Genomic DNA, 24,788 nt, shown 5'->3' with positions numbered 1-24,788 from the left:
TTTTTATTCAAAAAGATAAATAGTTATAACATTGTATAATATTTAACACAAGATTGATATATTTTTATACAGAAATTCCAGGTAATGGAATATTTGCCTCTGTAGGTAAACTCCTACTCTGAGCAACAATTACTGCATCAAATATTTGTTCCACATCGCCTTTTTCAGACCAAAAACTTTGAAATGCTAAAGGATATTTTACCAATATTTCTTTTTTAGAAATTTTTTGAGAGTTTTCTATTACGCTTAATAATGTGGTTAATAAAGAAATTTTATCTTTTATTTTCTCATCTTGCAGGTCGGCTTTTTGCCCTAATATGTGTAATTTGTACTGAATAAGCCCTACTAAATACGGCTTGATCGTATCTGTAGCCATCGTTCGAATTACTGCACTGTAATCACAGCATGTAAATATCTTATGATACGTATGATATTTTGGTTCTTTTTCCTTCAAATTTTTAAATTTTAAAATCGCTTCCTGATGTGCAATTGCATCCTGAGTAACATTGGGTTTACTCAAATGAAGCCATCCTTTAATTGTTCGTTTTAAAGTATGAGGAGCCACACGCCACAATATGTCAAGCCCAGTAAATAAAACCGCAGTCAGTGCAAATAGAGTACCCACTGCAGGAGCAATAGGAAAAAGCAGAGTAAGAACAACCGCCCCTAAGGCAGAGGCTAAAAGAGTCATAGCAAACAAATTACCCAATACTGCCTGGATGTAATGCATGCGTTGAATACTATTTGGAGGAGATGCAAAGACTCTATATAAATTGAGCCCAAACATGACCAACTGATGGCCCAATGCCCCAATTAAGCTGCTGGTAAAAAACCAAGGACCTGCAGCAAAACTATAACCTAAGGCCATTGATATTGCTGCACCATAGAGTGATATACTCGCTAAAACCGCACAAACTGCAGACGAAGCAAAAAGAAACCATCGATCAAAATTGCGATTACTGGCTTTTGCAAGGCGATAGCCATTTATTAAAGCATTTACAGTCAGTAAGAAACCAATAAAAGGTAACATAATATAAAACAAAGGGGATGTACGAAATATTGCAGATAATCTTGCATCAGCCAGGGTAACAAATAATGCGATTTCCTGGGTCTCTCTAATGTATGTGATTGCCCTCTGGAAGTGAGTAACAAACATAAGCCACCTGATAAATTATTATTATTCCCTATTTTTCCTTGTTGTTTATTTTCTTTATGCTTAGGAGCAGTGTTCAATAAACATAACCTGGTTGTAGAGAGTCATAAGAAGAGCGATTGTGATGGTCACAAAAACTCGAGTTATAACATCTTCAACTACCAGGCTATAAAAAATGTTCTTACTTACTGGATTATTTATTGTCGTAAATGAGGGAACAAAATAACATCCCGGATTGACTGAGAATTGGTAAATAGCATGACCAACCGATCAATACCTATACCTTCTCCTGCCGTGGGAGGCAATCCATATTCCAGTGCTTCGATATAATCACTATCAAAATGCATGGCCTCTAGATCTCCTGCATCTTTTTCTTCAACTTGCTTACGAAAACGCTCTGCCTGATCTTCGGCATCATTTAATTCAGAAAATCCATTAGCAATTTCCCGACCGGCAATAAAAAATTCAAAACGATCAGTTACTTCTATGTCATTATCACTACGTCGTGCCAAAGGTGATATTTCAGTAGGATAACCCGTAATAAAAGTAGGTTGGAATAATTGATGCTCAACAGTTTCTTCAAACAATATGATTTGTAACTTGCCTAAACCATCAGTTTCTTTAAAAGGAAATCCTTTTTTCTGCAATATTGCACGACAACTCACTACACTTTCGAGCTCTTTGACATTAATTTCTGGATGATAATGTAAAATTGCTTCTTTCACCGTCATACGGGTAAATGGTTTGTCAAAGTCAATGATTTGACCTTGGTATTCCACCTGGCGTTTTTTCAAAACAGTATCACAGAGATAGCACAGTAATTCCTCGGTAAAATTCATCAAATCCTTATAATCCGCATAAGCTTGATAAAACTCGACCATAGTAAATTCTGGATTATGGCGTGTTGAAATCCCTTCATTACGGAAATTACGGTTAATTTCATAAACACGCTCAAATCCACCCACAACAAGCCGTTTCAAATAAAGCTCTGGTGCGATGCGCAAATACATAGTCATATCCAGAGTATGATGATGCGTAACAAAAGGACGAGCCATAGCACCACCTGGAATTGGATGCATCATAGGCGTTTCTACTTCTAGAAAAGAATGTTGATCCATAAATTGTCTAAACGCTTGAATTAATCGCGAACGTATTAAAAAGGTATGGCGGCTTTCATCATTGGCAATTAAATCCACATAGCGTTTACGGTATTTTACTTCTTGATCCGCTAAACCATGAAATTTATCAGGTAAAGGTCGCAGTGACTTAGTTAATAATTCGATATATTCTGCATTTACTGTAAGCTCACCCGTATTTGTTTTAAACAGCTCGCCGTTAACCCCAACAATATCGCCTAAATCCCAATGCTTAAACTCTTCATACTGCTCAGGAAGATCGTTAGCTCGGATATACACTTGAATCCGTCCAGAAACATCTTGAATATGAAAAAAGCTGGCCTTACCCATAATACGTCTCAAGACGATGCGGCCGGCTACACTAACCTTAACATGCTGCTGTGCTAAAGCTTCCTTATCAAATGAATCATACTCTTTTATGATTTCCCAAGCTAAATGTTCACGACGAAACTGATTTGGGAAATTAAACCCTTTTGTACGTAATTCAGCCAATTTTTGTTTACGAATAGAATAAACTTCACTTTCATCAATATGTTCAATTTGTTCTTCACTCATGCTGCCCTACTCCTGCCTTTAAACTGGCTTCAATAAACTGATCCAATGCCCCGTCCAATACTGCTTGTGTATTGCTCGTTTCAACACCGGTGCGTAGATCTTTAATACGAGATTGATCCAATACGTATGAACGAATTTGAGATCCCCAACCTATATCTGATTTACTGGCTTCCAATGCTTGCTGCTCTGCATTTTTCTTTTGCATTTCCAATTCATATAACTTGGCACGCAACTGCTTCATTGCCTGATCTCTATTGCGATGCTGGCTTCGATCATTCTGGCATTGTACTACAATCCCGCTTGGTGCATGAGTAATACGTACTGCGGAATCAGTTCGGTTAACATGCTGCCCTCCAGCTCCGGACGCTCGGTATGTATCAATACGCAAATCAGCCGGATTAATTTCTATATCTATATCATCATCAATTTCAGGGGAAACAAATACTGCTGCAAAAGAGGTATGTCGTCTATTTCCTGAATCAAAAGGGGATTTTCGTACTAACCGATGTACTCCGCTTTCAGTACGCAGCCATCCAAAAGCATACTCACCTTTAAAGTAAATAGTAGCACTTTTAATGCCAGCAACCTCGCCCGGGGAGCATTCAATTAACTCCGTCTCAAACCCATGCTGCTCCCCCCAACGCAAATACATGCGTAACAACATTTCCGCCCAATCCTGTGCCTCCGTACCTCCCGAACCCGACTGAATATCTAAATAAGCATTCGAGTCGTCCATTTTTCCGGAAAACATGCGGCGAAACTCTAAATCAGCAACCTTTTGTTCAATGGGGCGTAATTCTTCGCCAATTTCATTAATTGTTTGCTCATCGCCTTCTTCGCGTGCAATCTCAAACAATTCATTTAAATCAGTAATGGACTGACCTAATTGAGTCAAAGTTGAAACAACTGCTTCTAACTGTGTTCTTTCACGTCCTAATGCCTGAGCAATTTCTGGATTATTCCAAACTGTTGATGATTCCAGCTCTCGAACAACCTCCTCCAAACGCTCACTTTTAGCATCAAAGTCAAAGATACCCCCTAAGCGCTTCTACTCGCTTATCAAGCTCCACCAGATTAAGATTAATTTGGTTTACTTCTAACATAAGTGTCTCTTAAAAAATAGTAGTCGTGTCAATGCCCTTATCATGATGTAGCCTAGGTATAACAAAGCGCGACCCGGGAATATTGGTTTCCCAACCCCCAGGTTACGGCTTCGCCTGCACTCAGGCTACAGATAATTCGCATAACATAGTAAAAATAAGCTTGCGATTTTACCGTGAAAGTAGGCAAAAAAACAGCTATGAAGTCTTCATTGCGGTCCGATAGGCTTGCAAATTCATTAATAAATCTGCTTCTGCGAGAGATAAATGGCAACTTTCTACAATTTCATCGCGATTACCACCCATTTCCAAAATACGCAAAGCATGACGATATCCGCCATCATTATCTCGTTTATTTTCCAAATCCTGAATTTGATTATCCATACTAATTAGTTGATTATTAATTTCCTTTAACTGCTTGGAGAATAATAAATCAGCATGAATCAACACAGGATGATCTTTTGTGATTTGATCAATTAATTTTTGCTGTGTATTCAATTCCTCTCGAAAACTGATTAGTTTTTTCCGTTGATTCAATAAGTAATTCACTATAAATAAAAAAATAACCACATTGACGCTTAAAAGAAAAGTTATCATTTTTTATTTTTACCCCCAATGATTACACTGTGATCTTGTTCGCTTATCGCAGGGTTTAAAAGTCGAGGAACATTTCGATTCAAAGCAATGATAATAGTCACCCTACGATTTGCAGCTCTCCCTAGTTCTGTAACATTATCTGCAACTGGATATTGTTCACCATAACCTGTTACGAAAATACGATCTGTTGCTATCCCAAATGAATTTAAAGTACGCCCAACAACTGCTGCACGCATCGCAGAAAGCTCCCAGTTTGATGGAAATTGTGGCGTTTCTATAGGAACATTATCTGTATACCCTTCTACTGCGACGATAGAAGATGATTTTTTAAGTTTAGCGGCTAATTGCATTAATTTAACAAAAGCTTCTGGTTTTAAATCTGCATCACCTGAATCAAATAAAGCTCCTGATTTAATATCCAACTCCACCCAACCTTCCTGTCGGTTGATCTTATAGTTACCATCTTGCAATTCTATGAGTGCTTGATTTAACTCATCAAGCCCATCATGAAAAGGCCCTTGAAATGGCGTGGTTTGTGGCCCATCCTTCATACTTTTTGTTGATTTAAGGGCCCGTGCTTCATCTTTTTTATTAAAAGCTGATTTCATCCCTTCTGACAGTGATTTGTACTTTGAGATATTGACGGAAGAAATAGCATACATTACTACAAAAAATGCAAATAACAAGGTAATGAAATCTGCATATGAGACGACCCAACGATGATGATCATTATTCTGTTCATTTCTTTTTTTTCTTTTTTTCATCTTTCTTTTGCTGACCAAAATTATTGAGTTTTAACATCAAAACTCCTGGGCTTTCCCCAGAAGCAATAGTGACTATGCCTTCTACAATCATTTCGTCATAATGCACCTGACGAGCAATACAGCTTTTTAATTTATTTGCCACGGGTAAAAAAATAAGATTAGCCATTCCCACTCCGTAAATCGTCGCTACGAAAGCTACCGCAATACCTAATCCCAATTCATTCGGTTCGGATAAATGACGCATCACTTGAATCAATCCTAACACTGCACCCAAAATCCCTATGGTTGGACTGTATCCCCCCATACTTTCAAATACTTGTGCTGCATGGATATCATGAGTTTCTACGCGCTCTATCTCGTCTTCTAAAACTTTTCTTATAGTGAGTTTATCTACGCCAATAACCAACAACTCCAAGCCTTTATTGATAAGTGGATTTTTCTCAACCTCTAAGTGTTCTTCTAGAGAAAGCAACCCCAATTGACGTGCTTTTCGTGCCAAATCAAACATTTTGTTGCGGCAAGGTTCAAAATCAAGTTTAGGGGGAGTAATAACCCAAGGCAAAATTTTAAATGCTCTTTTAAAGGTATTTAGTGGCGTTTGCACCATAACAGCTCCAATTGTTCCTCCGAGCACAATCAACAATGCAGACAAATTCATTAGGGACTGTATGCTTCCACCTTCAAAAATTTGGCCAAGTGTAATCGCTAAAAAACTAGTGAATATCCCTATTAAAGTTAAAGCATCCATTCTTTCTATTCCGGTAAGCGTGATTTAATTCGATGTATTGCCTGACTAAGAATCTGTGAAACGCGTGATTCGCTAACGCCAATAACCTCCCCGATTTCTTTTAAATTCAAATCCTGTTCGTAATATAAAGAAAGTACCATTCGTTCTTTCTGAGGCAATCCACGAATTACCTCGGATAAACGACGCATCAAATCACTATGTAATACATTGACATGTGGTTCAGTAGAGGTATATCCCTCTTCAACCTGCAAGGCATCATCAGTAACGCCCAAATCTTCAAAACCATACAAATGACTACTCACGGAGTCTTGCAACATTTCATGGTATTCAGCAATCGATATTTCAAGTTCAGCTGCAATTTCAGAATCCTTAGCTTCCCTTCCTAACCGATTTTCGACATTTTTAACCGCTTCTGAAATCATTCTTCCATTGCGATGTACTGAGCGAGGCACCCAATCATTACGTCTTACTTCATCAAGCATGTACCCTCTAATGCGGATTCCCGCATAAGTTTCAAATGAAGCACCTTTGGAAGAATCATAATGTCGTGTTGCTTCCAGTAATCCGAGCATTCCTGCTTGTATTAAGTCATCCAGTTGTACGCTTTGCGGCAAACGACCTAATAAATGATGTGCTATGCGTTTAACCAACAAGGCATGAGTTTTTACCAGCGTTTCCTGAATTTGCTGGTTAACTTTGCTATAGGCAGCCAAAGCATCCACAATGATCTCCTTAAAATTCACCTGCTACTAAACGCTCTAAAAAGAAACTGGTATTACCACCCAATAAAGCGCTGGGAGGCCAATCAGATACTTCATCTGCTAACTGTCTAAGTGCTAAAGCAGCAGCAGAATCAGGATAAGCAATTAATACCGGCCTTTGCATTTTCACTGCCTTGTGTATGTGTTCATCAAAAGGTACTGCTCCTAAATAGTCTAGCTGAACCTCAAGAAATTGCTCAGAAACTTTGAATAATTTGTTAAATAATTCCCGTCCTTCTCTCTCATTCCGCACCATATTTGCCAAAATATGAAAACGTGTCCATTCATAACGCTTACTCATTACTTTAATTAAAGCATAGGCATCAGTTAATGAGGTGGGTTCATCACATACCACAACAATTAACTCTTGCGACGAACGAGTAAAACTTAACACAGTGTCAGAAATCCCAGCAGCAGTATCAATAATCATGTAGTCTAAATCATCAGTAAGCTCATTAAATGAATCGATGATTCCAGCAAGCTCAGGAGGAGAGAGTTGCGTCATATACTCTGTGCCAGAGGCGGCAGGAATGACAAGAATACCATTAGGCCCTGACATAATAATGTCACTTAAATGACAGATTCCCTGCATTACATGAGATAAATTATATTTAGTATGCAATCCCAACATGATATCAATATTTGCCAATCCTAAATCGGCATCAAGCAGCATCACTCTTTTATTAAGCTGAGCCAAAGCAACCGCCAAATTGACAGAAACGTTGCTCTTGCCTACACCGCCCTTTCCAGCAGAAACTGCAATTACTTTAATCGGCTTTGCCCGCGCCAGATTTCTCAAACCAGAAGCTTGATCGCGTATATTTTTATTCACTTTAGACATGATATTCTCTCCCAGCACTTTGCTGTGCTTTCCTAACATTGTCCGCCTGAAACAATTGTGTTTCCTGCTCTGCAAATAACTCAATTAGCTGATGGCGCGTGGCCATTTTAATGTCTTCAGGTACACGTTGTCCGTGCGTAAGATAGCTCACACCTAAACCCGACTCAATAAGAGCACTCAACGCACCGCCTACAGCCAATGATTCATCCAGCTTAGTCAAAATACACTGATCAATTTGATTTGCGTCATAACGTTTTATTGCATCAATTAGCACTTGATAATGACTTGTTGCGGGTAAAACCAAAACTTTGGAAATTGACAATAAATAAGTACCCAAGACATGCATTTGTTTTACAACTCGCTCATCCGCAGGATTCATTCCGGCAGTATCAATCAAAATTAATTTTTTGTCATTTAATTGCCGTAATACCCGCGCCAAAGAAACTTCATCCTGAGCAACACACACTTTAACCCCTAAAATTTTTCCATACATCATGAGTTGTTCTTGCGCCGCGATTCGATAGGTATCCATAGTAACCAGACCTAACTTATCCGCGCCAAATCTCAAGGTAAACCGTGCTGCAATTTTGGCCAATGTTGTCGTTTTTCCGACGCCAGTTGGACCAACAAAAGCATAAACCCCTCCTTCTTCTATTCTACGTGTATCACAAATGGTTAATTGATCTGCAATGCGATTCAATACAGCTTCCCAGCCTCTTTGTTGATTTAAATCAGAGCGCACAGAACATGCCCAGGTCGCGGCTGTAGTATGACTTACCCCCAGATACAGAAGTTTTTGTAATAAAATAGTGTGCAGAGGCTCATGGACACCAACATTTCCCCTTAACTGTGCTTCAAGCATACTTCTTAGTGTTTGAATCTCCTGGCGCATGTCATCAAGAGGTGTTTGCATTTGGAATTTATTAGCTTGACTCGTTGGCTCAGCACAAGATACTGCTGCTGAAGTTGACAGAATCGTTTCATCAAAATCAATCGCAGCAACGACTTCCACTCCACCGTCTATATGATGGCTGGACAAAATAACGGCATCGGCACCAAGTGTCTCTTTAATTTGTTTCATAGCGCTGCGTGTATCGGCCGCAACAAAACGTTTTAATTTCATAAAGCCTCCTGCTTATGAAGAAATTTGTCACTATTCACGCAATGCCTCTTTATAGAAATTGTAGCTTGCTTGCAGGAAAACTGAGAAGTTTAGCTCTAGGCTCTACATTCACACCTAGCTTGCTAAATCCACTGTGATACCCTCAGTTACTTCTATCCTACTGTACCTACTATTCTTATCTGCTTATTATCAGGAATCTCCTGATAAGACAAAACATGAAAGTCATGAGATATATTACGCACAAATCGTGCCAACACTGCGCGTATTCCCGGCTGTACTACCAACACGGAACTCTCCTGTTTCGCCTGCTGTTGCATTGCTAATTGTGTCAAAGAATGTTGTATTTTATCCGCCATTCCTGGCTCAAAGTTTACGCCCCCGGACCCGCTACTCTGAATAATGTTTTGCAATAATTGTTCCAATTCGGGTTTTAACGTAATAATTGGCAATTCCTCATGAACTCCACTGATTTTTTGAGTAATTAATCGAGATAAAGCGATACGAACCTGACTGATTAAATATTCTGTATCTTTGGATTTTGGCGCTAGCTCCGCCAAAGTTTCGACTATAGTACGAATATCCGTTAAAGGAATATGCTCCGCCAATAAGCCTTGTAACACTTTGCTAACCATTCCTAATGAAAGACCGTCAGGTACTAATTCTTTTACTAATTTGGGTGAACTTAATGCAAGTTTGTCTAAAAGCTGTTGCGTTTCTTCATAACCTAACAATTGCTGGCTGTTTTGTTCTAATATTTGGCTTAAATGCGTGGCAACAACAGTAGAAGCATCAACCACGGTGTATCCCAAAGTATGCGCTTGCTCTCTTTGACTTTCGTTGATCCAAACTGCCTCCATACCAAAAGCTGGATCATGTGTTTTCACTCCCTCTATTTCACCAAAAATCTGCCCAGGATTTATTGCCAGACAGCGATCAAGATGAATTGCTGCCTCCCCCATCACTACTCCTGCCAAACTGATACGATAATGGTTAGGTTTTAAATCCAAATTATCACGCACGTGTACAGATGGAATTAAAAAGCCCAGTTCTTGTGATATTTTCTTGCGTACCCCTTTAATACGAGAGAGCAAAACACCGCCTTGCGCCTGATCCACTAAAGGAATCAGGCGATACCCTACCTCAAGGCTAATCACATCAACTGGATTTACATCATCCCATGATAATTCTGTAGAAATATTTGGATTTTGAATAGCAAGGGATTCGTTTGCTTCATTGAGTTGTTCCTTACTTTTTTCTTTATTTTGTTGAAGAAACAAATAAGCAATTCCTCCCAAACCTGCAGAAAGTAAAATAAATGCAATATGGGGCATTCCAGGAATAATACCAATCAATCCCATGATAGCTGACGCAATAATTAATGAACGCGGATTAGCAAATAATTGGGAAATAACTGCATGTCCCATATTTTGCGCGCTGGAAACTCGAGTCACAATGATAGCAGCGGCAGTTGATAAAACTAAAGAAGGCACTTGCGCTACCAAACCATCACCAATAGTTAACAAAATATAATTATGTAATGCATCAGAAAAACTCATTCCATGCTGAAAAACCCCAATAATCAATCCACCAATAATGTTAACCGCCAAAATCAAAATTCCAGCAATTGCATCACCTCGAACAAATTTACTCGCACCATCCATTGAACCATAAAAATCTGCTTCCTGTGCCACCTCTAATCGACGCTTTATCGCCTGCTCCTGATTAATTAAACCTGCGTTCAGATCGGCATCGATCGCCATTTGTTTTCCAGGTAGAGAATCCAAAGTGAACCTTGCGCTTACTTCAGATACACGCCCAGCACCCTTAGTTACTACAACAAAATTTATGACTACTAAAATAATAAAAACAACCAAACCCACTGCATAGTTTCCACCAATTACTACTTCGCCAAATGCCTGGATCACATGTCCTGCAGCATCAGTACCTTTATAACCATTTAATAAAACAACACGAGTTGAAGCAACGTTTAATGTCAAACGTAATAAAGTTGCAAGTAATATAACTGTTGGGAATACAGCAAAATCTAAAGGCCTTTCGCTGTAAATCACTGCTAACAAAACTACAAGCGATAAAGCAATATTAAAAGTAAAAAGAACATCTAATAAAAATGGAGGCAGAGGCAACATCATCATGCCGAGCATGAGGATTAGCACCAGAGGTGTTCCTAAACCTTGACGCATCCAATATTGTACATAATGCAATGCTTTATTCATTAGTATCCTCCTCTGCTTCTCGTACTAACTCTTCCGGGATAGGGACATTCTGTAATACAACGGGTTTATAGTCATAACGTTCTTTATCGCGCAGTTGAAACACATAAGCTAAAACCTGGGCTACAGCGATATAAAGGCCTCTTGGTATTTCTGCATTTAATTTGGTAGAAAAATAAAGAGCGCGCGCCAAAGGGGGTACTGAGATAATAGGAATTTGATGCGATGTTGCAACTTTGCTAATTTGGAAAGCAATCAAATCCTTACCTTTTGCAACTACTATGGGCGCTTTATGACTCTTCTCCTTATAACTGATTGCTACAGCATAATGAGTAGGATTAGTTAACACCACGTTTGCTTTGGATATTTCATTCATCATACGCCGTCGCGAAATCTCTTGCTGAGCACGACGAATAGCACTTTTTATTTCGGGTTTACCTTCTAGCTCTTTGTATTCATCCCTTAGTTCTTGCATCGTCATTTTCATACTTTTTTGATGCTCATACAATTGAAAAGGAACATCAAAAGCAGCAATCAAAATCAAACTGGCAGAAATCAGCACAAAGCACTTCACCACAATCAGACTACCGCTGCCAATTGCTGTTTCAATAGGTGCATGGGCTAAACTGAGTAATACGGGAATTTGTGATTTAAGGACCACTATAGCGGCCACTGCTACGATAAGAAATTTAAAAAATGATTTGAACATTTCGACAAAACCTTTCAACGAAATCATTCGTTTCAATCCCTGAAACAAATTAAGTCGCGAAAATTTAGGCTGTAAAACTTGACTACTAAAAACCCATCCTCCCATAAGCAAAGGAGCTGTCAAAGTAATGAGAAAAATAACTACTAATAAAGGCACTAAGGACCAAAACCCCATTTTCACTAAAAAAAATAAATGCTCAACACTTACTTTGGGAGTAATGATAACTCGAGTATCAAATTCAAAAGCATGATGCATCATGGCTGCAAGCTGATTGGCTAATTGCTTGCCAAAAATAAGAAATCCCAATGCAGTAAAAAGTAGCGTTACTGTAGTATTGAAATCCCTTGAGCGTGCAACCTGACCTTTTTTACGAGCCTCTTTAAGTCGTTTGGCCGAGGGCTGTTCCGTTTTTTCTTGTGAATTTTCTTGCTCAGCCATCAGTGCAACATTCCTGTCATAAAACGCATTCCCTCTTTGATAAGCTCTGCCATTTGTATCGCAACACTAGGCAAACCCACCTTAATTACAACCATCCCCATAATTAACGTAATAGGGAATCCCAACGAAAAAATATTTAATTGTGGCGCTGCCCGGGACATAATTCCGAACGCAAGACTCACAATAAGCAAAGACAATAAAGCCGGGATTGAAATCAATACCGCTTGCTTGAACATCCATCCCGAAAATAAAATAACATTCCAGACCATAGATTGAGTCACAGAAAGCTGTCCTACAGGCATTATTCTGAAACTATCCAATAGCGTTTCAAAAACAGTTAAATGTCCATTAAGTGCCAAAAATATTAGCGTCATCATGATTGAATAAAGTTGGCTGACCAGTGGAACACTGGCTCGGCTTGCAGGATCCACCATCACTGCAAAACCAAGACCGGCTTGCATCGCAATAATTTGTCCCCCCAAAACAAAAACCTGAAAAACAAGCTGCAAAACAAAACCCATTAATAAACCAAAGAGTAATTCTTGGATGATATATGCCAAAAAAAGCCCATTGAAATTCAGAAATGAAAGCTCCTTAGGAACCATAAAGGCACAGACACAACTTAAAACAAAAAGTAAAATAATTTTAATACGATGGGGTAATAAAACAGATGAAAAAACAGGTAGGGTAAGCAATAAACCGCCAATACGCCCCATTGGCCAAATGACCTGGCTTATCATACGTATTATTGTTGGATAATCCAGTTTCATCTTGAGCTAACCTATTAAATAAGGAATATTGGTAATTAAAGAATCTGTGTAATTCACTATGATCTTAAGTAACCAGGGGCCTGCAAATACAAGCATCAAAAAAGTAATAAATAATTTGGGTATAAAACTTAGACTCGTTTCATTAATTTGGGTTGCCGCTTGAAACATGGAAACAATCACACCAATAATCAAACCAGGAAGAATGAGTACACTGATAAGCAACAGCATCAAATATACTCCTTCACTGAATATAGAAACCACTGACTCTGGAGTCATATTATTTCCCTATAAATTCGTAGCATTGATGAAATACGACCTTTAACTCATAGCAAAACTTGACGCAAGTGATCCCAAAACAAGTGTCCAGCCATCGACCATCACAAAGAGCATGATCTTAAAGGGTAATGAAATAATCAAAGGTGATAGCATCATCATCCCCATAGCCATCAGCACACTCGATACCACCATATCAATAATTAAAAAAGGTAAAAACAAAATAAAGCCTATCTGAAAAGCTGTTTTTAGTTCACTGGTAATAAATGCAGGAATTACCACACTCATTGGTACGTCATTAAGAGTCGCAGGATTGGTTTGAGCAAATTTTTCAAATAAGGATAAATCATTTTTACGTGTTTGATTTAACATAAATTGACGTAAAGGTACTTGTGCATTTGCCAAAGCTTGAGGAAATTTTATAGTCTCTGCGAGATAAGGTTGCACTGCAGTTTCATTAATTTTGTTAAAGACAGGAGACATCACAAAATAAGTCATAAACAAAGCAATACCAATTAGGATTTGATTCGTAGGAGTTTGTGCCATTCCTATGGCTTGGCGTAATATTGAAAGCACAATAATTATTCGCGTAAAAGCTGTCATTGCCATCAACATCCCTGGCAAAACAGTTAACAAAGTCATAAAAATCAAAATTTGTAGATTAACACTATAAGTTTGTTCCCCATTCGCGCCAGGTTGTACTGTTAACGCAGGTAATGATAAAGGTGCTGCGTGTAAAGCCAGTGGCACGAAACAAAATAAAATGAGGAGCAAAGTAGCCTTGGTGAAACGAAATGTAACCCATGATTTGGTGCGTCTCTCTTCCACTGTCTTTAAGCCAAGGAACTTTGTCATTCCCGTGCAAACGAGAATCCGTTTCTGAATTGGCATCAGTGTCCGATTCGAGTTAGATCCCCGCCGCGAGGGTAACAACTCCCATATAGATGATAACCATTTTCCTACATATAAATTCATTATCTTCATCTTATGATTTCGCAACTGATTTAAGCAGATCGGCAAAGGAAGTTTTATTTATAGAGTCAAAGCCAGTCGGCAATTGCTCACCAAAATCATAGAGCAGCGTAATCTGTCCAGAACCTGAGCCAATTAATAAATAACGAGCGCCCACTTTTAACAAAGTAATTTTTTCCTTTGGTCCTAAAATCATACTCGCTATGGATTGAAATCCTTTTGCCGAACCTATTTGCATTCCATGTAACTGTTTCACTATCCAAGACAATGCAATGATAAGCAATAAAACCAACAATAAGCCCATGACAATACGCATGAGTTCTCCATGATTGAGCACACTTTGCATTATCTTAACCGCTTAATCCGTTCTGCTTTGCTGACGATATCAGTCAAGCGCACACCAAACTTATCATTAACTACAACCACTTCCCCATGAGCAACTAAAGTCCCATTGACTAAAACGTCAAGTGGATCGCCTGCCAAACAATCGAGGGCAACAATTCCTCCTTGGTTTAATTGGAGTAAATTACGAATGGTCATTTTGGTGCGCCCAATTTCTACAGTCACTGAAACAGGGATATCCAAAATCAAATCCATTTTTTCACTGTCTGCTTCCTGGGGAAGAGTATTTGATGGTTTAGGTTGTTCAATTGCATCTTGAGACATTCCTCATCTCCTAGTAACTAATATTTTTAATTATTTTTACAGCGCGCTTGTCATTTGCAGTTCCTTGAGTTGCTGTAAAACCTGGCGTCCCTTCAATATCTAAAGTAACTATTTCTTTCATTTCCATAGGTATAAAATCACCTACTTGCCATGACATTACTGCACCCAAAGTACTTTTTGTTTCAGCCATTACAGAACTCACATTTAATTCAACTTCCATTAACTCTTCTTTTAATGATTTAACCCAGTTCGGATCAATTTCATCATCTGGACGCGAAGCGCCAAGTTCCAGTTGCTCTTTGATGGGTTCAACCATGGAATAAGGTAAAATAAAATAGAAAGTACCGATTTCTTTACCAAAATCCATTGAAAAGCGCGCAACGAGCAGCATTTCTCCAGGTTCTGCTATATTGACTAATTGTGGGTTCGTTTCATCATTAAATTTGCTGATATCGAGCTGAATAATTGGCTTCCACGCTTGAGTAAGATTGGCAATAAGCTTTTTCGTGATCACATCCATAACACGCAGCTCAGTCGCAGTAAAATCGGTTCTATCTTTTTGAGCAAAAAATTGAGAGCTGCCGCCAAAATAATAGTCGACGAGATCATAGACAAAAGTACTATCAAAAAGAATAATGCCTTTACCTCGTAATGGTTTAAATTTAAAGATACTCATTAAACTTGGATTAGGTAAACTCTCCATAAAATCACGATGCTTTATAATAAGCAACGGGTCTTGTTTAATCTCAAAATCCTTGGCGGTTACATTATAGATATCCGATGCAAATAAACGCACAGCACGATCATAAATTCTATCTAATACAGGCAGCTTGCCTTTGACAATACGTTCCTGAGCAGTAAAGTTAAGTGTTTTTACATCACCATCTTGCTGGAGTTCAAAGGGCTCAAATACAGCTTTAGATACTTCCTTTTTACTGCCTTTTGCTTTTTTATGGTCCGCTTTTTCTCTAGGTGCTGTTTGATCCGCTGTTGCTTGGTGTCCTTCTTCAGGAGATTCATCAACTGTTTTTAGCAGCGCATCTATTTCTTCTTGTGATAAAACGTTTTTATCAGCCATATAAGCAATCCATACTAATTTTATTCACTTATTCCATTCAAGTAAGCATCATGATTTTTCTATTGAATAGGCTTATGCAAACTATATGCCATTTATAAAAATGTGCTTATTACATAATCTCTAATATATCTCTCGATTTATAAATGGGAAAAAGTGATGTGCTGGTTTGACAGTCAAAAAATCGTATGCCAATCATTTGACAATACATCCAAATTAATAAAAAAATGCTAACTCAATTTATTCATTAATTTGTTGCTGACATTTTGCTTGCGCCATTTTTCGACAATTATCCTGGCAATCAATTTGATCTGAGTTCAGACATTGTGAATTAATACAATCTTGAGTTGTATTATGAAAACACTGAGTTCTATCGTATTTTTGTGCGCCCAAGGCATCCTCAGGAATATCTGCTGCAAAAACTGAAAATGAAAAAAGAAAACCCAAAAAGATTAAAAAATTTTTCATTATAATTCCTTTTAATTATGCTCTTAAATGAATTATAGTCTTAGTTATTCAAAATAATTAAATGGCATTGCAATGCGCAGCAAAATAAGAACACTCACTAATTTTAGCCGTGCACGAGCCAGTCAGTCTTCCTGTCTACGTCCAGAGAATGAAGAGCAACTTACTGATTATCTTGCCCGTAATCCTCAGCAAAACATACTCATGCGTGGTTCAGGATTATGCTATAACGACAGTTGTTTTAATACTGATGGGTTTATTATCGACAGTGAACGTCTGAATCATTTTATTAATTTTGATCATGAAACCGGTATTGTACTCTGTCAGGGCGGAGTATCACTTAAAGATTTATTCTTAGTGCACCCTGATTTCATTCCCCCTGTTCTCCCAGGCACTATCCACATTACAGTTGCTGGCGGAATTGCTCACGATGTCCATGGAAAAAACAATCACCAGGCAGGTAGTTTTGGCCACCACCTCGTTGGATTTGATTTACTGATTGGAAGTAAAAAATTTCATTGCAGCCCTAATGAAAACAGTGATTTATTTTATGCCACAATTGCAGGTTTAGGCCTTACTGGTGTTATCACTCGTGTCGCACTTCGCCTTAAAAAAGCACCACGTTTTGTACAAGCAAAACATCAGCAATTCGAATCATTTCAAACACTCACTGAATATATGAAAACCATGGGTATTCACCATGATTATCAAGTGGCTTGGCTTGATCTGCTCAATCCTGCTTTACGTGCCATTCTTTCAGTAGCGGATTACTGTGAGCCTTTCGCCACTAAAAGAACAAAAATCCATACAATACCTAATATTCCCTTTTCTTTAATCAAATCATGGAATATGAAATTATTTAATCAGTATTTTTTTAATAGCAAAAAAGAATATGAACAACTCACACTGGAACAATTCAACAATCCTCTCGATAAACTCATGCATTGGAATAGACTTTATGGCCCTAAAGGATTAATTCAATTCCAGGCAGTATTCAATGAAGATCATGCTCCAGACACTTTGGAACAGTTAGTACAGCTGATGCGAGCTCATAAAGCAACACCGACTCTTGCTGTACTCAAGTTATTTACCCAATCAGGGGAAGGTTTACTCTCCTTTTGTAAACCAGGATTTACCTTAGCAGTTGATTTTATTAATAATCCACAAGCGAAACAGGCAATATCAGCCATGAATCAATTAATCACTGAACTCAATGGTCGGGTTTATTTGGCAAAGGATTTACTTTTGAATGAAGAACAATTTCACCAGATGTATGAAAAGCATGAACAATTTTCTCAAACTCTCAAGCAACATGGATGCACCATGCATTCTGATCTGGCACAACGCTTAGGGCTAAAAAAATGACACAAAGAACATGGGTCATAATCGGCGCCACCTCCATCATCGCAGAAAAATTTGCACATATTGCTGCCCAATCAGGACATCAATTGCTTTTAGTAGGGCGCCAGCAAACGCAACTCAATCTAATCGCAAATGATATCAAACTGAGGTATCAAACCCGTTGTGATGTACTTGTTTTGGATCTCATTGAGCAAGTTGATACTTTAGTTTCAACGCTTAAAACAAAAGATGGCGAACTTGATTTGTTTATGGCACACAGTGACTTTACCGATAACGATCATTTGAATGATGACACAATCTCTCATCTTATCAAACTGAATATTTTGACAACTACTTTATTGATCCACGCTTACTTAAATCGCCAACAAAAAGAATATAATTTACTGTTCCTAAGTTCGGTTGCTGCATGCCGAGGACGCTCCAAAAACAGTCTTTATGGAGCCAGCAAAGCAAGCATTGAAATTTACCTACAGGGTCTACAACAGGTTGCCAGCTCTAATCAACACATTACCATTGCCCGCTTGGGTTTTATTGACACCAGGCAAACTTATGGGTTGCCTGGTATTTTTTATGCAGCCCCCCCAGATACCTGTGCAAAAGCCTGCTGGAATGCACTAAGACATAGAAAAAGAATGTTCTATTTTCCCTCTTTCTGGAAAATGATTATGGCAATAATTACTCGATTGCCATTCTTTCTTTATAAAAAAATGGGCAAAATTTGAGCTCCTATTGATTACTTCATAAATACACACAAGTATTTGATTGATTTTATTTTAATATCTTAATCATTGGTAAAATCGTTTTTATCAAACCAAAAAATTGTAAAATATAGATCACTAGAATGATGAGTACTAGCACATTTAACAGACTTTTAATTGATGGTGGCATAGGAATAAAAGTATCGATTAACCACAACACCACCCCGAAAATAACAATTACAGCGATTAAATTCAGTAGCCCAGCCATAATTAATTATCCTTATTAATGAGGGTTCCTATTTAAAATTATAGCAGATTTACAAATACTTAGGGTTTGCGGATGCTGGATCAGAAAACGATGAAAATTTTCACGGGGTGAAGCTGCAACGACTTACATACTGCACTTTATGGGCGCCATCCATAGATCTGCTTTAAAAAGAAACTTCATGGGTACCCAAAGTATCGCGCATAAAGCGCAGTACGTAGGAGGGGGTTATAAAAATCGTTATTTAACAATAAACTACCTTTTAAGTGTGTGCCTCAGAGCTTCATAGCACCTAAGCTACGAGTATCCACTTTACATCAAATTAGAAAGTATAAAAATCTTAGACTTTATTTGCTTTGTGCCTCTTTTTTTTCCTTCAATAAATCCCGAATTTCAGTTAATAAAGTTTCTTCCCTTGTTGGGGTTTCTTTCTTTTCCTCTTCTTTTCTTACAAAAGAAATCACTTTAATTGCTACAAAAATTGAAAACGAAATAATCGTAAAATCGATCACTGCCTGGAGAAACTCTCCCCACTTTACCACCGCATCACCTACAGTGAGCGCTCTATTGGCAATATTAATTCCACCTAATAACAAGCCAATTAAAGGCATGATAATGCCGCTGACTAAGGAGCTGATAATTTTGCCAAATGCAGCGCCTATAACTACAGCAACAGCCAGATCAATCACATTTCCTTTGATAGCAAATTGCTTAAACTCTTGTAGAAAACTCATGTCATTTCCTTATGTTTGGTTCTTTTCAAGTAGCCTGAGAAAACAGGCTACTTGCATCTTTTTTATGAATGACGCACCATTTCTCTAATTTCTTCTATCTTGTTCTCCAAATCAGGTGGGACAACGCCTCCCCCTTGGGCCATATCATCACGACCACCACCTTTTCCACAGAGATGCCTTACTAAAGCAGCGGCAGTAGGTACTTTCCCTAAAATATTTTTACTCACACCTGCAATTACATTCATTTTATTTTGATCTACGGTAAATAAAACAATCACAGCTGATTCAAGTCTGGATTTCAGCTGATCCAAAGTAGTGCGCATGGTTTGGCTGTCTACACCTTCCAATCGTTTTACAAGTAAGCTGACTCCGTTAATTTTTTCCACTTCATTGGCCAGATCAGCACCTGATTTTTGTGCTTTCTCACTTTGTAATTTGGCAATTTCCTTTTCCAAACCTTTATTTTCAGTAATAAGCTGCCCCACTTTATCCAATAAACTATTTGTTGTGGTTTTTAACAAAGAAGCTAATTCATTCAGCATAAATTGTTGCTCATTCACCCATGCTAAAGCATAACGCCCTGTTACCATTTCGATACGTCTCACGCCACTGGCAATTCCGTATTCAGCAATAATTTTAAATAGACCAATATCACCTGTCCGTCGCGCGTGCGTACCACCACAAAGCTCTTTAGAAAATTCACCCATGGATAATACACGTACTTTATTAGTATATTTCTCTCCAAAAAGAGCTACTGCACCACTTTTTTTAGCAGAATCAATATCCATAACTCGAGTTACAACTTCATGATTGGCGCGAATTTGCTCATTGACCAAGGATTCAATTTCATTAATTTGTTCTGCGGTTAATGGTTCAAAATGAGAAAAGTCAAAGCGCGCACGTTCTGCATCAACCAACGAGCCTTTTTGCTGGACTTGTGGCCCAACTACCTTTTTTAAAGCAGCATGTAATAAATGAGTGGCCGTATGATTTAAACGAATCGCTTCTCGACGTTCATTATCTATTTGTGCCTTAACTAATTGATCTAAAGTTGCAGTACCTTCCACCACTTCGCCATAATGCACGATGGCTTGACCTTTTTTTTGCGTATCATCGACACGAAAACGAAAGCCCCTACTCGTTAATATTCCCTTATCCCCTACTTGACCGCCACTTTCTGCGTAAAAAGGCGTATGATCCAAAACTAAAGCGCCTTTCGTACCTTGACTTAAGGTTTGCACCTCACTTCCTTCGTGCAGTAAGGCAATAATTTTTGCCTCTGTTTCCTTTTTCTCATAGCCATGAAAATCAGATTGGTAGTCCAATTGAGCACTCGTACTATAATCCACACTGAACTGGCTGGCAGCTTGAGATTGTTCTCTTTGCTGTTGCATCAATTGATTAAAACCATCCATATCTACATAAAGCCCTTGCTCGCGCGCGATATCAGCAGTCAAATCAACCGGAAAGCCATAAGTGTCATACAGTTTAAATGCGATTTCTCCTGATATTTCATGGCCTCCAAGAGAATGCATTTGTTCTTGTAAGAGACGTAAACCTTGATCAAGAGTCCGAGCAAATTGATTTTCTTCTTGATTAAGAATTTTTTCTATATGCGCTTTAAATTGTATCAATTCAGGATATGCATCACCCATTACTTTGATTAAGGGGTCTACCAATTGCGAAAAAAATGGAGTGGGCAAGCCTAACTTATTACCATGCCGTACTGCTCTTCTTATAATTCTTCTTAATACATATCCTCGCCCTTCATTGCCTGGAATCACTCCATCGGCAATTAAAAACGCACAAGAACGAATATGATCGGCAATTACTTTTAAAGAAGTATGATTTAAATTGTCAATATTTCCAAGTTTTGCTGTAGATTGAATTAAATACTGGAAAATATCTGTTTCATAGTTGCTGTGCACGCCCTGCACTACTGCAGCGAGTCGCTCAAGTCCCATCCCTGTATCTACAGAAGGTTTAGGTAAAGGATGCAAATTCCCATCTTTATCCCGATTAAATTGCATAAATACCAGGTTCCAAATTTCTATATAGCGATCCCCATCTTCATCAGGGCTTCCTGGAGGGCCACCTGGAATTTCAGGGCCATGATCATAAAAGATTTCAGTGCAAGGACCACAAGGACCGGTATCCCCCATGGACCAAAAATTATCTTTTTCCCCACAACGCGAGAATCGTGCGGCCGAAACCTTCATTTCTTTTAACCAGATATCTTCTGCTTCTTGATCTTCTTTATAAACAGTCACCCACAAACGCTCTTCAGGTAAATGCAGAACTTGAGTTAAAAATTCCCAAGCAAATTTTATTGCTTCTCGCTTGAAATAATCTCCGAAACTAAAGTTGCCCAACATTTCAAAAAATGTATGGTGTCTTGCTGTATAACCCACATTCTCCAAGTCATTGTGTTTACCACCTGCACGTACACAACGTTGTGCAGTAACTGCCCGTCGGTAAGTACGTGTTTCAAGCCCTAAAAATAAATCCTTAAACTGCACCATACCTGCATTAGTAAACAATAAAGTAGGATCATTCGCAGGAACTAAGGAGCTGGATTCCACTAATTGATGACCACGTTGTGTGAAATAATCAAAGAATGCTTGTCTAATTTCAGAACTTTTCATTTATAATCAACACCAGTTTGAGTTAATTTTTAACTATAGCCTGGGTGCAGCGAAGCGGAGCCGCACTGCCATTGAGTTAAGGGATGAATGCTTTGCTCTACGTCCTGCGGCTTGTCCGCGGGATCCAAAGCCCCCCTCTCCATTCACTGGATCCTGCGAACAAGCCGCAGGACGTAGGAGTAAAGTCAAATTTCTAAACTCAATGGCAGTGCGACTCCGTATCACCTAGGCTACGATTGCATTTATATTTTTTCCAATTCTTTTTTTACTTGGGCAATGGTATCCATACCAAATCCGCGATACAGCAAAAACCGCTGTTGCTTTTGGAGTTCCTCAAAAGACAAATCAAATTGACCTTTGCTTTTTTTCTGCCAAACATCTAAAGCATAAGCCAACCAATTATCTTCCTCCTGCTGCAAGAACTGATGAATTAATTCCTTATCAACTCCTTTACTACTCAATTCCTGACTTATTTTCAAAGGCCCATAACCCTGGCGAATGCGTGAGCGACTGTATATTTCTACAAAACGATAATCATTTTGTAAATCCAAACGTTGGCATTCCTCCAGTGCATTTTTTATTTCTATTGGATTATATCCTTTTTGTTTTAATTTATCATAAAGCTCTACCCTGCTGTGCTCGCGCCTGGATAGGAGGCGCACAGCACTATCAAATGCTTTAGTCATCAATTGTCTCGAATTCATCGGCACTGGCTGATGCAAGCATAGGTAGTTTTTTCTCTAGGAGCTCAGCACGAATTTGCTGCTCAAGAACTGTTGCAACTTGAGGATTCTCCTTAAGGTATAAACGAACATTATCCTTACCTTGGCCAATTTTCTCTCCTTTATAACTGTACCAAGCACCAGATTTTTCAATCAAATTGAGTTGGACACCCAAGTTGATAATTTCACTTTCACGAGAAATACCTTCATTATAAAGAATGTCAAATTCAGTCATCTTGAATGGTGGAGCAACTTTATTCTTAACCACTTTAACGCGGGTTTCACTACCTAAAATTTCTTCGCCCTTTTTAATTGACCCAATGCGGCGGATATCCAAGCGCACAGAAGCATAGAATTTCAATGCATTACCACCAGTGGTTGTTTCAGGGCTACCAAACATCACACCAATTTTCATACGAATTTGGTTAATGAAAATGACTAGTGTATTGGATCGTTTAATATTGGCGGTCAATTTACGTAAAGCTTGTGACATGAGTCGAGCTTGTAAGCCAACATGGGAATCTCCCATTTCCCCTTCAATTTCTGCTTTAGGAGTCAATGCAGCAACAGAGTCCACAATAATTACATCTACAGCGGCTGAACGAACCAGCATATCGGTAATCTCCAGAGCTTGTTCCCCTGTATCTGGTTGAGAAACCAACAATTCGTCCACATTAACACCCAGTTTTTGTGCATAGCTAGGGTCTAAAGCATGTTCTGCATCAATAAATGCGGCAGTACCTCCCATTTTTTGACATTCTGCAATGACTTGTAAGGTCAAAGTAGTTTTACCAGAAGATTCGGGACCATAAATTTCCACAATACGTCCTTTAGGTAAACCACCAATTCCCAATGCGATATCCAATCCTAAAGATCCTGTTGAAATGGCTTCTATATCTCGGGATACATTGCTGTCTCCCATACGCATCACTGATCCTTTACCAAATTGACGTTCAATTTGCGAGAGGGCAGCTGATAATGCTTTTTGTTTATTTTCTTCCATAATATTTTCCAGGTAGTTAGAGTTATGCAAGGGTAAAATTATCACACAGATAGGAACAAGCAGCAAATTGATTCACCAGTTTAAAAGAGTTTTTTTGCACCCTAAAAATACCCTTTCACAACCAGATATTGATTATAATTTATTCTATATGGTAAAATATTGGAAAATTTATTTTAAATAGAAAATTTTATGCAAAGTAAAAATGAAAAACTATCACCATTTTCTGATGTACTATCTACTTCATTGTATGCAGCACGCGTAGTAATTAATATTTCTAATGCATCCAAGCATCTCTTTTTTCCTACACCAGAGGAATCGAGCATAAGCTTTACAGATCGCGGGCAACATGAATTTAAACGAAGAGCGTTAACGGTAGCAGAGGATTTAGACGCGATATCTTTCCAAAAATAAATAGCTCAAATACGCAGGTTTGGTGTTACTGTTAAATTATTTTTTATACATCACACACAATATTCATCAATTTTTAATGTAAGAAAGAATGCCTGATAAAGCTTCTTGGCATGCAGCCAAGCGTATGTCTTGTCGGTCTCCTGTGAACTGTTTCCTTAGTATTTTAGGCTCCCTGTCTCTAGCCGCCCAACCAAAACACACAGTCCCTACTGGCTTTTCAAGGCTACCTCCATCTGGGCCTGCAATACCAGTAACGGATACAGCAACATGTCCTGCGCTATGCTGTAAAGCACCAGTTGCCATAGCCTGTGCAACAGATTCACTGACTGCACCATATTTCTCAATTAATTGTTTAGGCACTGAGAGCTGCTCTTCTTTGGCTAGATTACTGTATGTAACAAATCCGCGCTCAAACCAGACTGAACTTCCAGCAATTTCAGTGAGATAACTTGCAATGAGTCCTCCAGTACATGATTCAGCCGTGACTAATTGCCAATTCTTCTTTTTTAGAATCGCGGAGATTTCTTTGATTAGTTTATCAAAAGAGCTCATGAGTATATGGATATGTAGA

At 38.5% G+C, this 24,788-nt stretch carries 27 protein-coding genes; 3 read left to right on the top strand and 24 right to left on the bottom strand.

Annotated features, from left to right (window positions below):
- Positions 1-64 precede the first annotated feature (64 nt).
- From DY223_RS06735 to DY223_RS06650, 18 genes are all read right to left on the bottom strand, one after another.
- A complete protein-coding gene (locus DY223_RS06735) occupies positions 65-1,156 on the bottom strand; it encodes a hypothetical protein (protein WP_058459200.1) in 1,092 nt (363 codons plus the stop codon).
- Between the two features lie 194 nt (positions 1,157-1,350).
- Complete coding sequence (gene lysS / locus DY223_RS06730; RefSeq protein WP_058459199.1) at positions 1,351-2,844, bottom strand: lysine--tRNA ligase; 1,494 nt, start codon at positions 2,842-2,844, stop codon at positions 1,351-1,353.
- Positions 2,837-3,947 (bottom strand): peptide chain release factor 2 gene (gene prfB / locus DY223_RS06725; protein ID WP_115684292.1). Its coding sequence is split into 2 segments (ribosomal slippage): positions 2,837-3,871 and positions 3,873-3,947, totalling 1,110 coding nucleotides; the frame shifts between segments, so codons are not numbered across the junction. The genes lysS and prfB overlap by 8 nt, the downstream gene beginning before the upstream one ends.
- 195 nt (positions 3,948-4,142) lie before the next feature.
- Positions 4,143-4,541: a DUF2802 domain-containing protein gene (locus DY223_RS06720; protein ID WP_058459198.1), complete on the bottom strand. Its 399-nt coding sequence runs from the start codon at positions 4,539-4,541 to the stop codon at positions 4,143-4,145.
- Entirely contained in the window at positions 4,538-5,305 is a 768-nt protein-coding gene (locus DY223_RS06715) for a flagellar motor protein MotB (protein WP_058459197.1), read from the bottom strand. Before DY223_RS06715 ends, DY223_RS06720 begins: the two co-directional genes overlap by 4 nt.
- Positions 5,280-6,053 (bottom strand): flagellar motor protein, encoded by a 774-nt coding sequence (locus DY223_RS06710; protein WP_058459196.1) that lies wholly within the window; start codon positions 6,051-6,053, stop codon positions 5,280-5,282. The genes DY223_RS06715 and DY223_RS06710 overlap by 26 nt, the downstream gene beginning before the upstream one ends.
- A 5-nt stretch (positions 6,054-6,058) precedes the next feature.
- Positions 6,059-6,775: an RNA polymerase sigma factor FliA gene (locus DY223_RS06705; RefSeq protein ID WP_058459195.1), complete on the bottom strand. Its 717-nt coding sequence runs from the start codon at positions 6,773-6,775 to the stop codon at positions 6,059-6,061.
- Between the two features lie 10 nt (positions 6,776-6,785).
- On the bottom strand, positions 6,786-7,655 hold the full coding sequence (locus DY223_RS06700; RefSeq protein ID WP_058459194.1) for a MinD/ParA family protein: 870 nt from the start codon (positions 7,653-7,655) through the stop codon (positions 6,786-6,788).
- Entirely contained in the window at positions 7,648-8,778 is a 1,131-nt protein-coding gene (flhF, locus tag DY223_RS06695) for a flagellar biosynthesis GTPase FlhF (protein ID WP_058459193.1), read from the bottom strand. The genes DY223_RS06700 and flhF overlap by 8 nt, the downstream gene beginning before the upstream one ends.
- A 152-nt stretch (positions 8,779-8,930) precedes the next feature.
- Entirely contained in the window at positions 8,931-11,012 is a 2,082-nt protein-coding gene (flhA, locus tag DY223_RS06690) for a flagellar biosynthesis protein FlhA (protein ID WP_058459192.1), read from the bottom strand.
- The gene (flhB, locus tag DY223_RS06685; protein WP_058459191.1) at positions 11,005-12,156 is read right to left on the bottom strand and encodes a flagellar biosynthesis protein FlhB; all 1,152 of its coding nucleotides are present in this window, start codon (positions 12,154-12,156) and stop codon (positions 11,005-11,007) included. The genes flhA and flhB overlap by 8 nt, the downstream gene beginning before the upstream one ends.
- Entirely contained in the window at positions 12,156-12,926 is a 771-nt protein-coding gene (fliR, locus tag DY223_RS06680) for a flagellar biosynthetic protein FliR (RefSeq protein WP_058459190.1), read from the bottom strand. Before fliR ends, flhB begins: the two co-directional genes overlap by 1 nt.
- 6 nt (positions 12,927-12,932) lie before the next feature.
- A complete protein-coding gene (gene fliQ, locus DY223_RS06675) occupies positions 12,933-13,202 on the bottom strand; it encodes a flagellar biosynthesis protein FliQ (RefSeq protein ID WP_058459189.1) in 270 nt (89 codons plus the stop codon).
- 42 nt (positions 13,203-13,244) lie between these two features.
- Entirely contained in the window at positions 13,245-14,054 is an 810-nt protein-coding gene (gene fliP, locus DY223_RS06670) for a flagellar type III secretion system pore protein FliP (RefSeq protein ID WP_235810501.1), read from the bottom strand.
- Between the two features lie 130 nt (positions 14,055-14,184).
- Positions 14,185-14,517: a flagellar biosynthetic protein FliO gene (gene fliO, locus DY223_RS06665; RefSeq protein WP_058459188.1), complete on the bottom strand. Its 333-nt coding sequence runs from the start codon at positions 14,515-14,517 to the stop codon at positions 14,185-14,187.
- Positions 14,517-14,837 carry a flagellar motor switch protein FliN gene (gene fliN, locus DY223_RS06660; protein WP_082642436.1) on the bottom strand — a complete coding sequence of 107 codons (321 nt, stop codon included), beginning with the start codon at positions 14,835-14,837 and terminating at the stop codon, positions 14,517-14,519. The genes fliO and fliN overlap by 1 nt, the downstream gene beginning before the upstream one ends.
- A 10-nt stretch (positions 14,838-14,847) precedes the next feature.
- A complete protein-coding gene (gene fliM, locus DY223_RS06655; RefSeq protein WP_058459187.1) occupies positions 14,848-15,915 on the bottom strand; it encodes a flagellar motor switch protein FliM in 1,068 nt (355 codons plus the stop codon).
- 237 nt (positions 15,916-16,152) lie between these two features.
- Entirely contained in the window at positions 16,153-16,380 is a 228-nt protein-coding gene (locus DY223_RS06650) for a hypothetical protein (RefSeq protein ID WP_058459186.1), read from the bottom strand.
- 72 nt (positions 16,381-16,452) lie between these two features.
- Between DY223_RS06650 and DY223_RS06645 the strand changes: the two genes are divergently transcribed.
- The gene (locus DY223_RS06645; protein ID WP_058459185.1) at positions 16,453-17,742 is read left to right on the top strand and encodes an FAD-binding oxidoreductase; all 1,290 of its coding nucleotides are present in this window, start codon (positions 16,453-16,455) and stop codon (positions 17,740-17,742) included.
- Positions 17,739-18,461: an SDR family NAD(P)-dependent oxidoreductase gene (locus tag DY223_RS06640; RefSeq protein ID WP_058459184.1), complete on the top strand. Its 723-nt coding sequence runs from the start codon at positions 17,739-17,741 to the stop codon at positions 18,459-18,461. Before DY223_RS06645 ends, DY223_RS06640 begins: the two co-directional genes overlap by 4 nt.
- Before the next feature lie 46 nt (positions 18,462-18,507).
- Here DY223_RS06640 and DY223_RS06635 read toward each other — a convergent pair whose 3' ends face one another.
- The 5 genes from DY223_RS06635 to recA all read right to left on the bottom strand — a co-directional run bounded on the left by DY223_RS06635 (position 18,508) and on the right by recA (position 23,806).
- Complete coding sequence (locus tag DY223_RS06635; RefSeq protein WP_058459183.1) at positions 18,508-18,705, bottom strand: Thivi_2564 family membrane protein; 198 nt, start codon at positions 18,703-18,705, stop codon at positions 18,508-18,510.
- 344 nt (positions 18,706-19,049) lie between these two features.
- A complete protein-coding gene (gene mscL / locus DY223_RS06630; protein WP_058459182.1) occupies positions 19,050-19,436 on the bottom strand; it encodes a large-conductance mechanosensitive channel protein MscL in 387 nt (128 codons plus the stop codon).
- A gap of 62 nt (positions 19,437-19,498) precedes the next feature.
- On the bottom strand, positions 19,499-22,081 hold the full coding sequence (gene alaS / locus DY223_RS06625) for an alanine--tRNA ligase (RefSeq protein WP_058459181.1): 2,583 nt from the start codon (positions 22,079-22,081) through the stop codon (positions 19,499-19,501).
- 242 nt (positions 22,082-22,323) lie between these two features.
- Positions 22,324-22,767 (bottom strand): recombination regulator RecX, encoded by a 444-nt coding sequence (recX, locus tag DY223_RS06620; RefSeq protein WP_058459180.1) that lies wholly within the window; start codon positions 22,765-22,767, stop codon positions 22,324-22,326.
- Entirely contained in the window at positions 22,760-23,806 is a 1,047-nt protein-coding gene (gene recA / locus DY223_RS06615) for a recombinase RecA (protein ID WP_058459179.1), read from the bottom strand. The genes recX and recA overlap by 8 nt, the downstream gene beginning before the upstream one ends.
- Positions 23,807-23,995: 189 nt before the next feature.
- On the opposite strand from recA, the gene DY223_RS06610 reads away from it, so the two are divergent.
- Positions 23,996-24,217: a hypothetical protein gene (locus DY223_RS06610; protein WP_058459178.1), complete on the top strand. Its 222-nt coding sequence runs from the start codon at positions 23,996-23,998 to the stop codon at positions 24,215-24,217.
- Positions 24,218-24,283: 66 nt separating this feature from the next.
- Here the strand turns inward: DY223_RS06610 and DY223_RS06605 are convergent, their stop codons facing one another.
- A complete protein-coding gene (locus DY223_RS06605) occupies positions 24,284-24,769 on the bottom strand; it encodes a CinA family protein (protein ID WP_058459177.1) in 486 nt (161 codons plus the stop codon).
- Positions 24,770-24,788: the final 19 nt, after the last annotated feature.

Origin of the sequence: Legionella bozemanae, assembly GCF_900450575.1 — a bacterium.
Classification (GTDB): domain Bacteria; phylum Pseudomonadota; class Gammaproteobacteria; order Legionellales; family Legionellaceae; genus Legionella; species Legionella bozemanae.
Note: the sequence above shows the minus strand (reverse complement) of the source record. Positions and strands in the feature narration are given on the sequence as shown.

Coding starts and splice junctions, on each gene's coding strand:
- DY223_RS06735 (WP_058459200.1), bottom strand. CDS start 1,156: ATGTTTGTTACTCACTTCCAGAGGGCAATCACATACATTAGAGAGACC.
- lysS (WP_058459199.1), bottom strand. CDS start 2,844: ATGAGTGAAGAACAAATTGAACATATTGATGAAAGTGAAGTTTATTCT.
- DY223_RS06720 (WP_058459198.1), bottom strand. CDS start 4,541: ATGATAACTTTTCTTTTAAGCGTCAATGTGGTTATTTTTTTATTTATA.
- DY223_RS06715 (WP_058459197.1), bottom strand. CDS start 5,305: ATGAAAAAAAGAAAAAAAAGAAATGAACAGAATAATGATCATCATCGT.
- DY223_RS06710 (WP_058459196.1), bottom strand. CDS start 6,053: ATGGATGCTTTAACTTTAATAGGGATATTCACTAGTTTTTTAGCGATT.
- DY223_RS06700 (WP_058459194.1), bottom strand. CDS start 7,655: ATGTCTAAAGTGAATAAAAATATACGCGATCAAGCTTCTGGTTTGAGA.
- flhF (WP_058459193.1), bottom strand. CDS start 8,778: ATGAAATTAAAACGTTTTGTTGCGGCCGATACACGCAGCGCTATGAAA.
- flhA (WP_058459192.1), bottom strand. CDS start 11,012: ATGAATAAAGCATTGCATTATGTACAATATTGGATGCGTCAAGGTTTA.
- flhB (WP_058459191.1), bottom strand. CDS start 12,156: ATGGCTGAGCAAGAAAATTCACAAGAAAAAACGGAACAGCCCTCGGCC.
- fliR (WP_058459190.1), bottom strand. CDS start 12,926: ATGAAACTGGATTATCCAACAATAATACGTATGATAAGCCAGGTCATT.
- fliQ (WP_058459189.1), bottom strand. CDS start 13,202: ATGACTCCAGAGTCAGTGGTTTCTATATTCAGTGAAGGAGTATATTTG.
- fliP (WP_235810501.1), bottom strand. CDS start 14,054: ATGACAAAGTTCCTTGGCTTAAAGACAGTGGAAGAGAGACGCACCAAA.
- fliO (WP_058459188.1), bottom strand. CDS start 14,517: ATGCAAAGTGTGCTCAATCATGGAGAACTCATGCGTATTGTCATGGGC.
- fliN (WP_082642436.1), bottom strand. CDS start 14,837: ATGTCTCAAGATGCAATTGAACAACCTAAACCATCAAATACTCTTCCC.
- fliM (WP_058459187.1), bottom strand. CDS start 15,915: ATGGCTGATAAAAACGTTTTATCACAAGAAGAAATAGATGCGCTGCTA.
- DY223_RS06650 (WP_058459186.1), bottom strand. CDS start 16,380: ATGAAAAATTTTTTAATCTTTTTGGGTTTTCTTTTTTCATTTTCAGTT.
- DY223_RS06645 (WP_058459185.1), top strand. CDS start 16,453: ATGCGCAGCAAAATAAGAACACTCACTAATTTTAGCCGTGCACGAGCC.
- DY223_RS06640 (WP_058459184.1), top strand. CDS start 17,739: ATGACACAAAGAACATGGGTCATAATCGGCGCCACCTCCATCATCGCA.
- DY223_RS06635 (WP_058459183.1), bottom strand. CDS start 18,705: ATGGCTGGGCTACTGAATTTAATCGCTGTAATTGTTATTTTCGGGGTG.
- mscL (WP_058459182.1), bottom strand. CDS start 19,436: ATGAGTTTTCTACAAGAGTTTAAGCAATTTGCTATCAAAGGAAATGTG.
- alaS (WP_058459181.1), bottom strand. CDS start 22,081: ATGAAAAGTTCTGAAATTAGACAAGCATTCTTTGATTATTTCACACAA.
- recX (WP_058459180.1), bottom strand. CDS start 22,767: ATGACTAAAGCATTTGATAGTGCTGTGCGCCTCCTATCCAGGCGCGAG.
- recA (WP_058459179.1), bottom strand. CDS start 23,806: ATGGAAGAAAATAAACAAAAAGCATTATCAGCTGCCCTCTCGCAAATT.
- DY223_RS06610 (WP_058459178.1), top strand. CDS start 23,996: ATGCAAAGTAAAAATGAAAAACTATCACCATTTTCTGATGTACTATCT.
- DY223_RS06605 (WP_058459177.1), bottom strand. CDS start 24,769: ATGAGCTCTTTTGATAAACTAATCAAAGAAATCTCCGCGATTCTAAAA.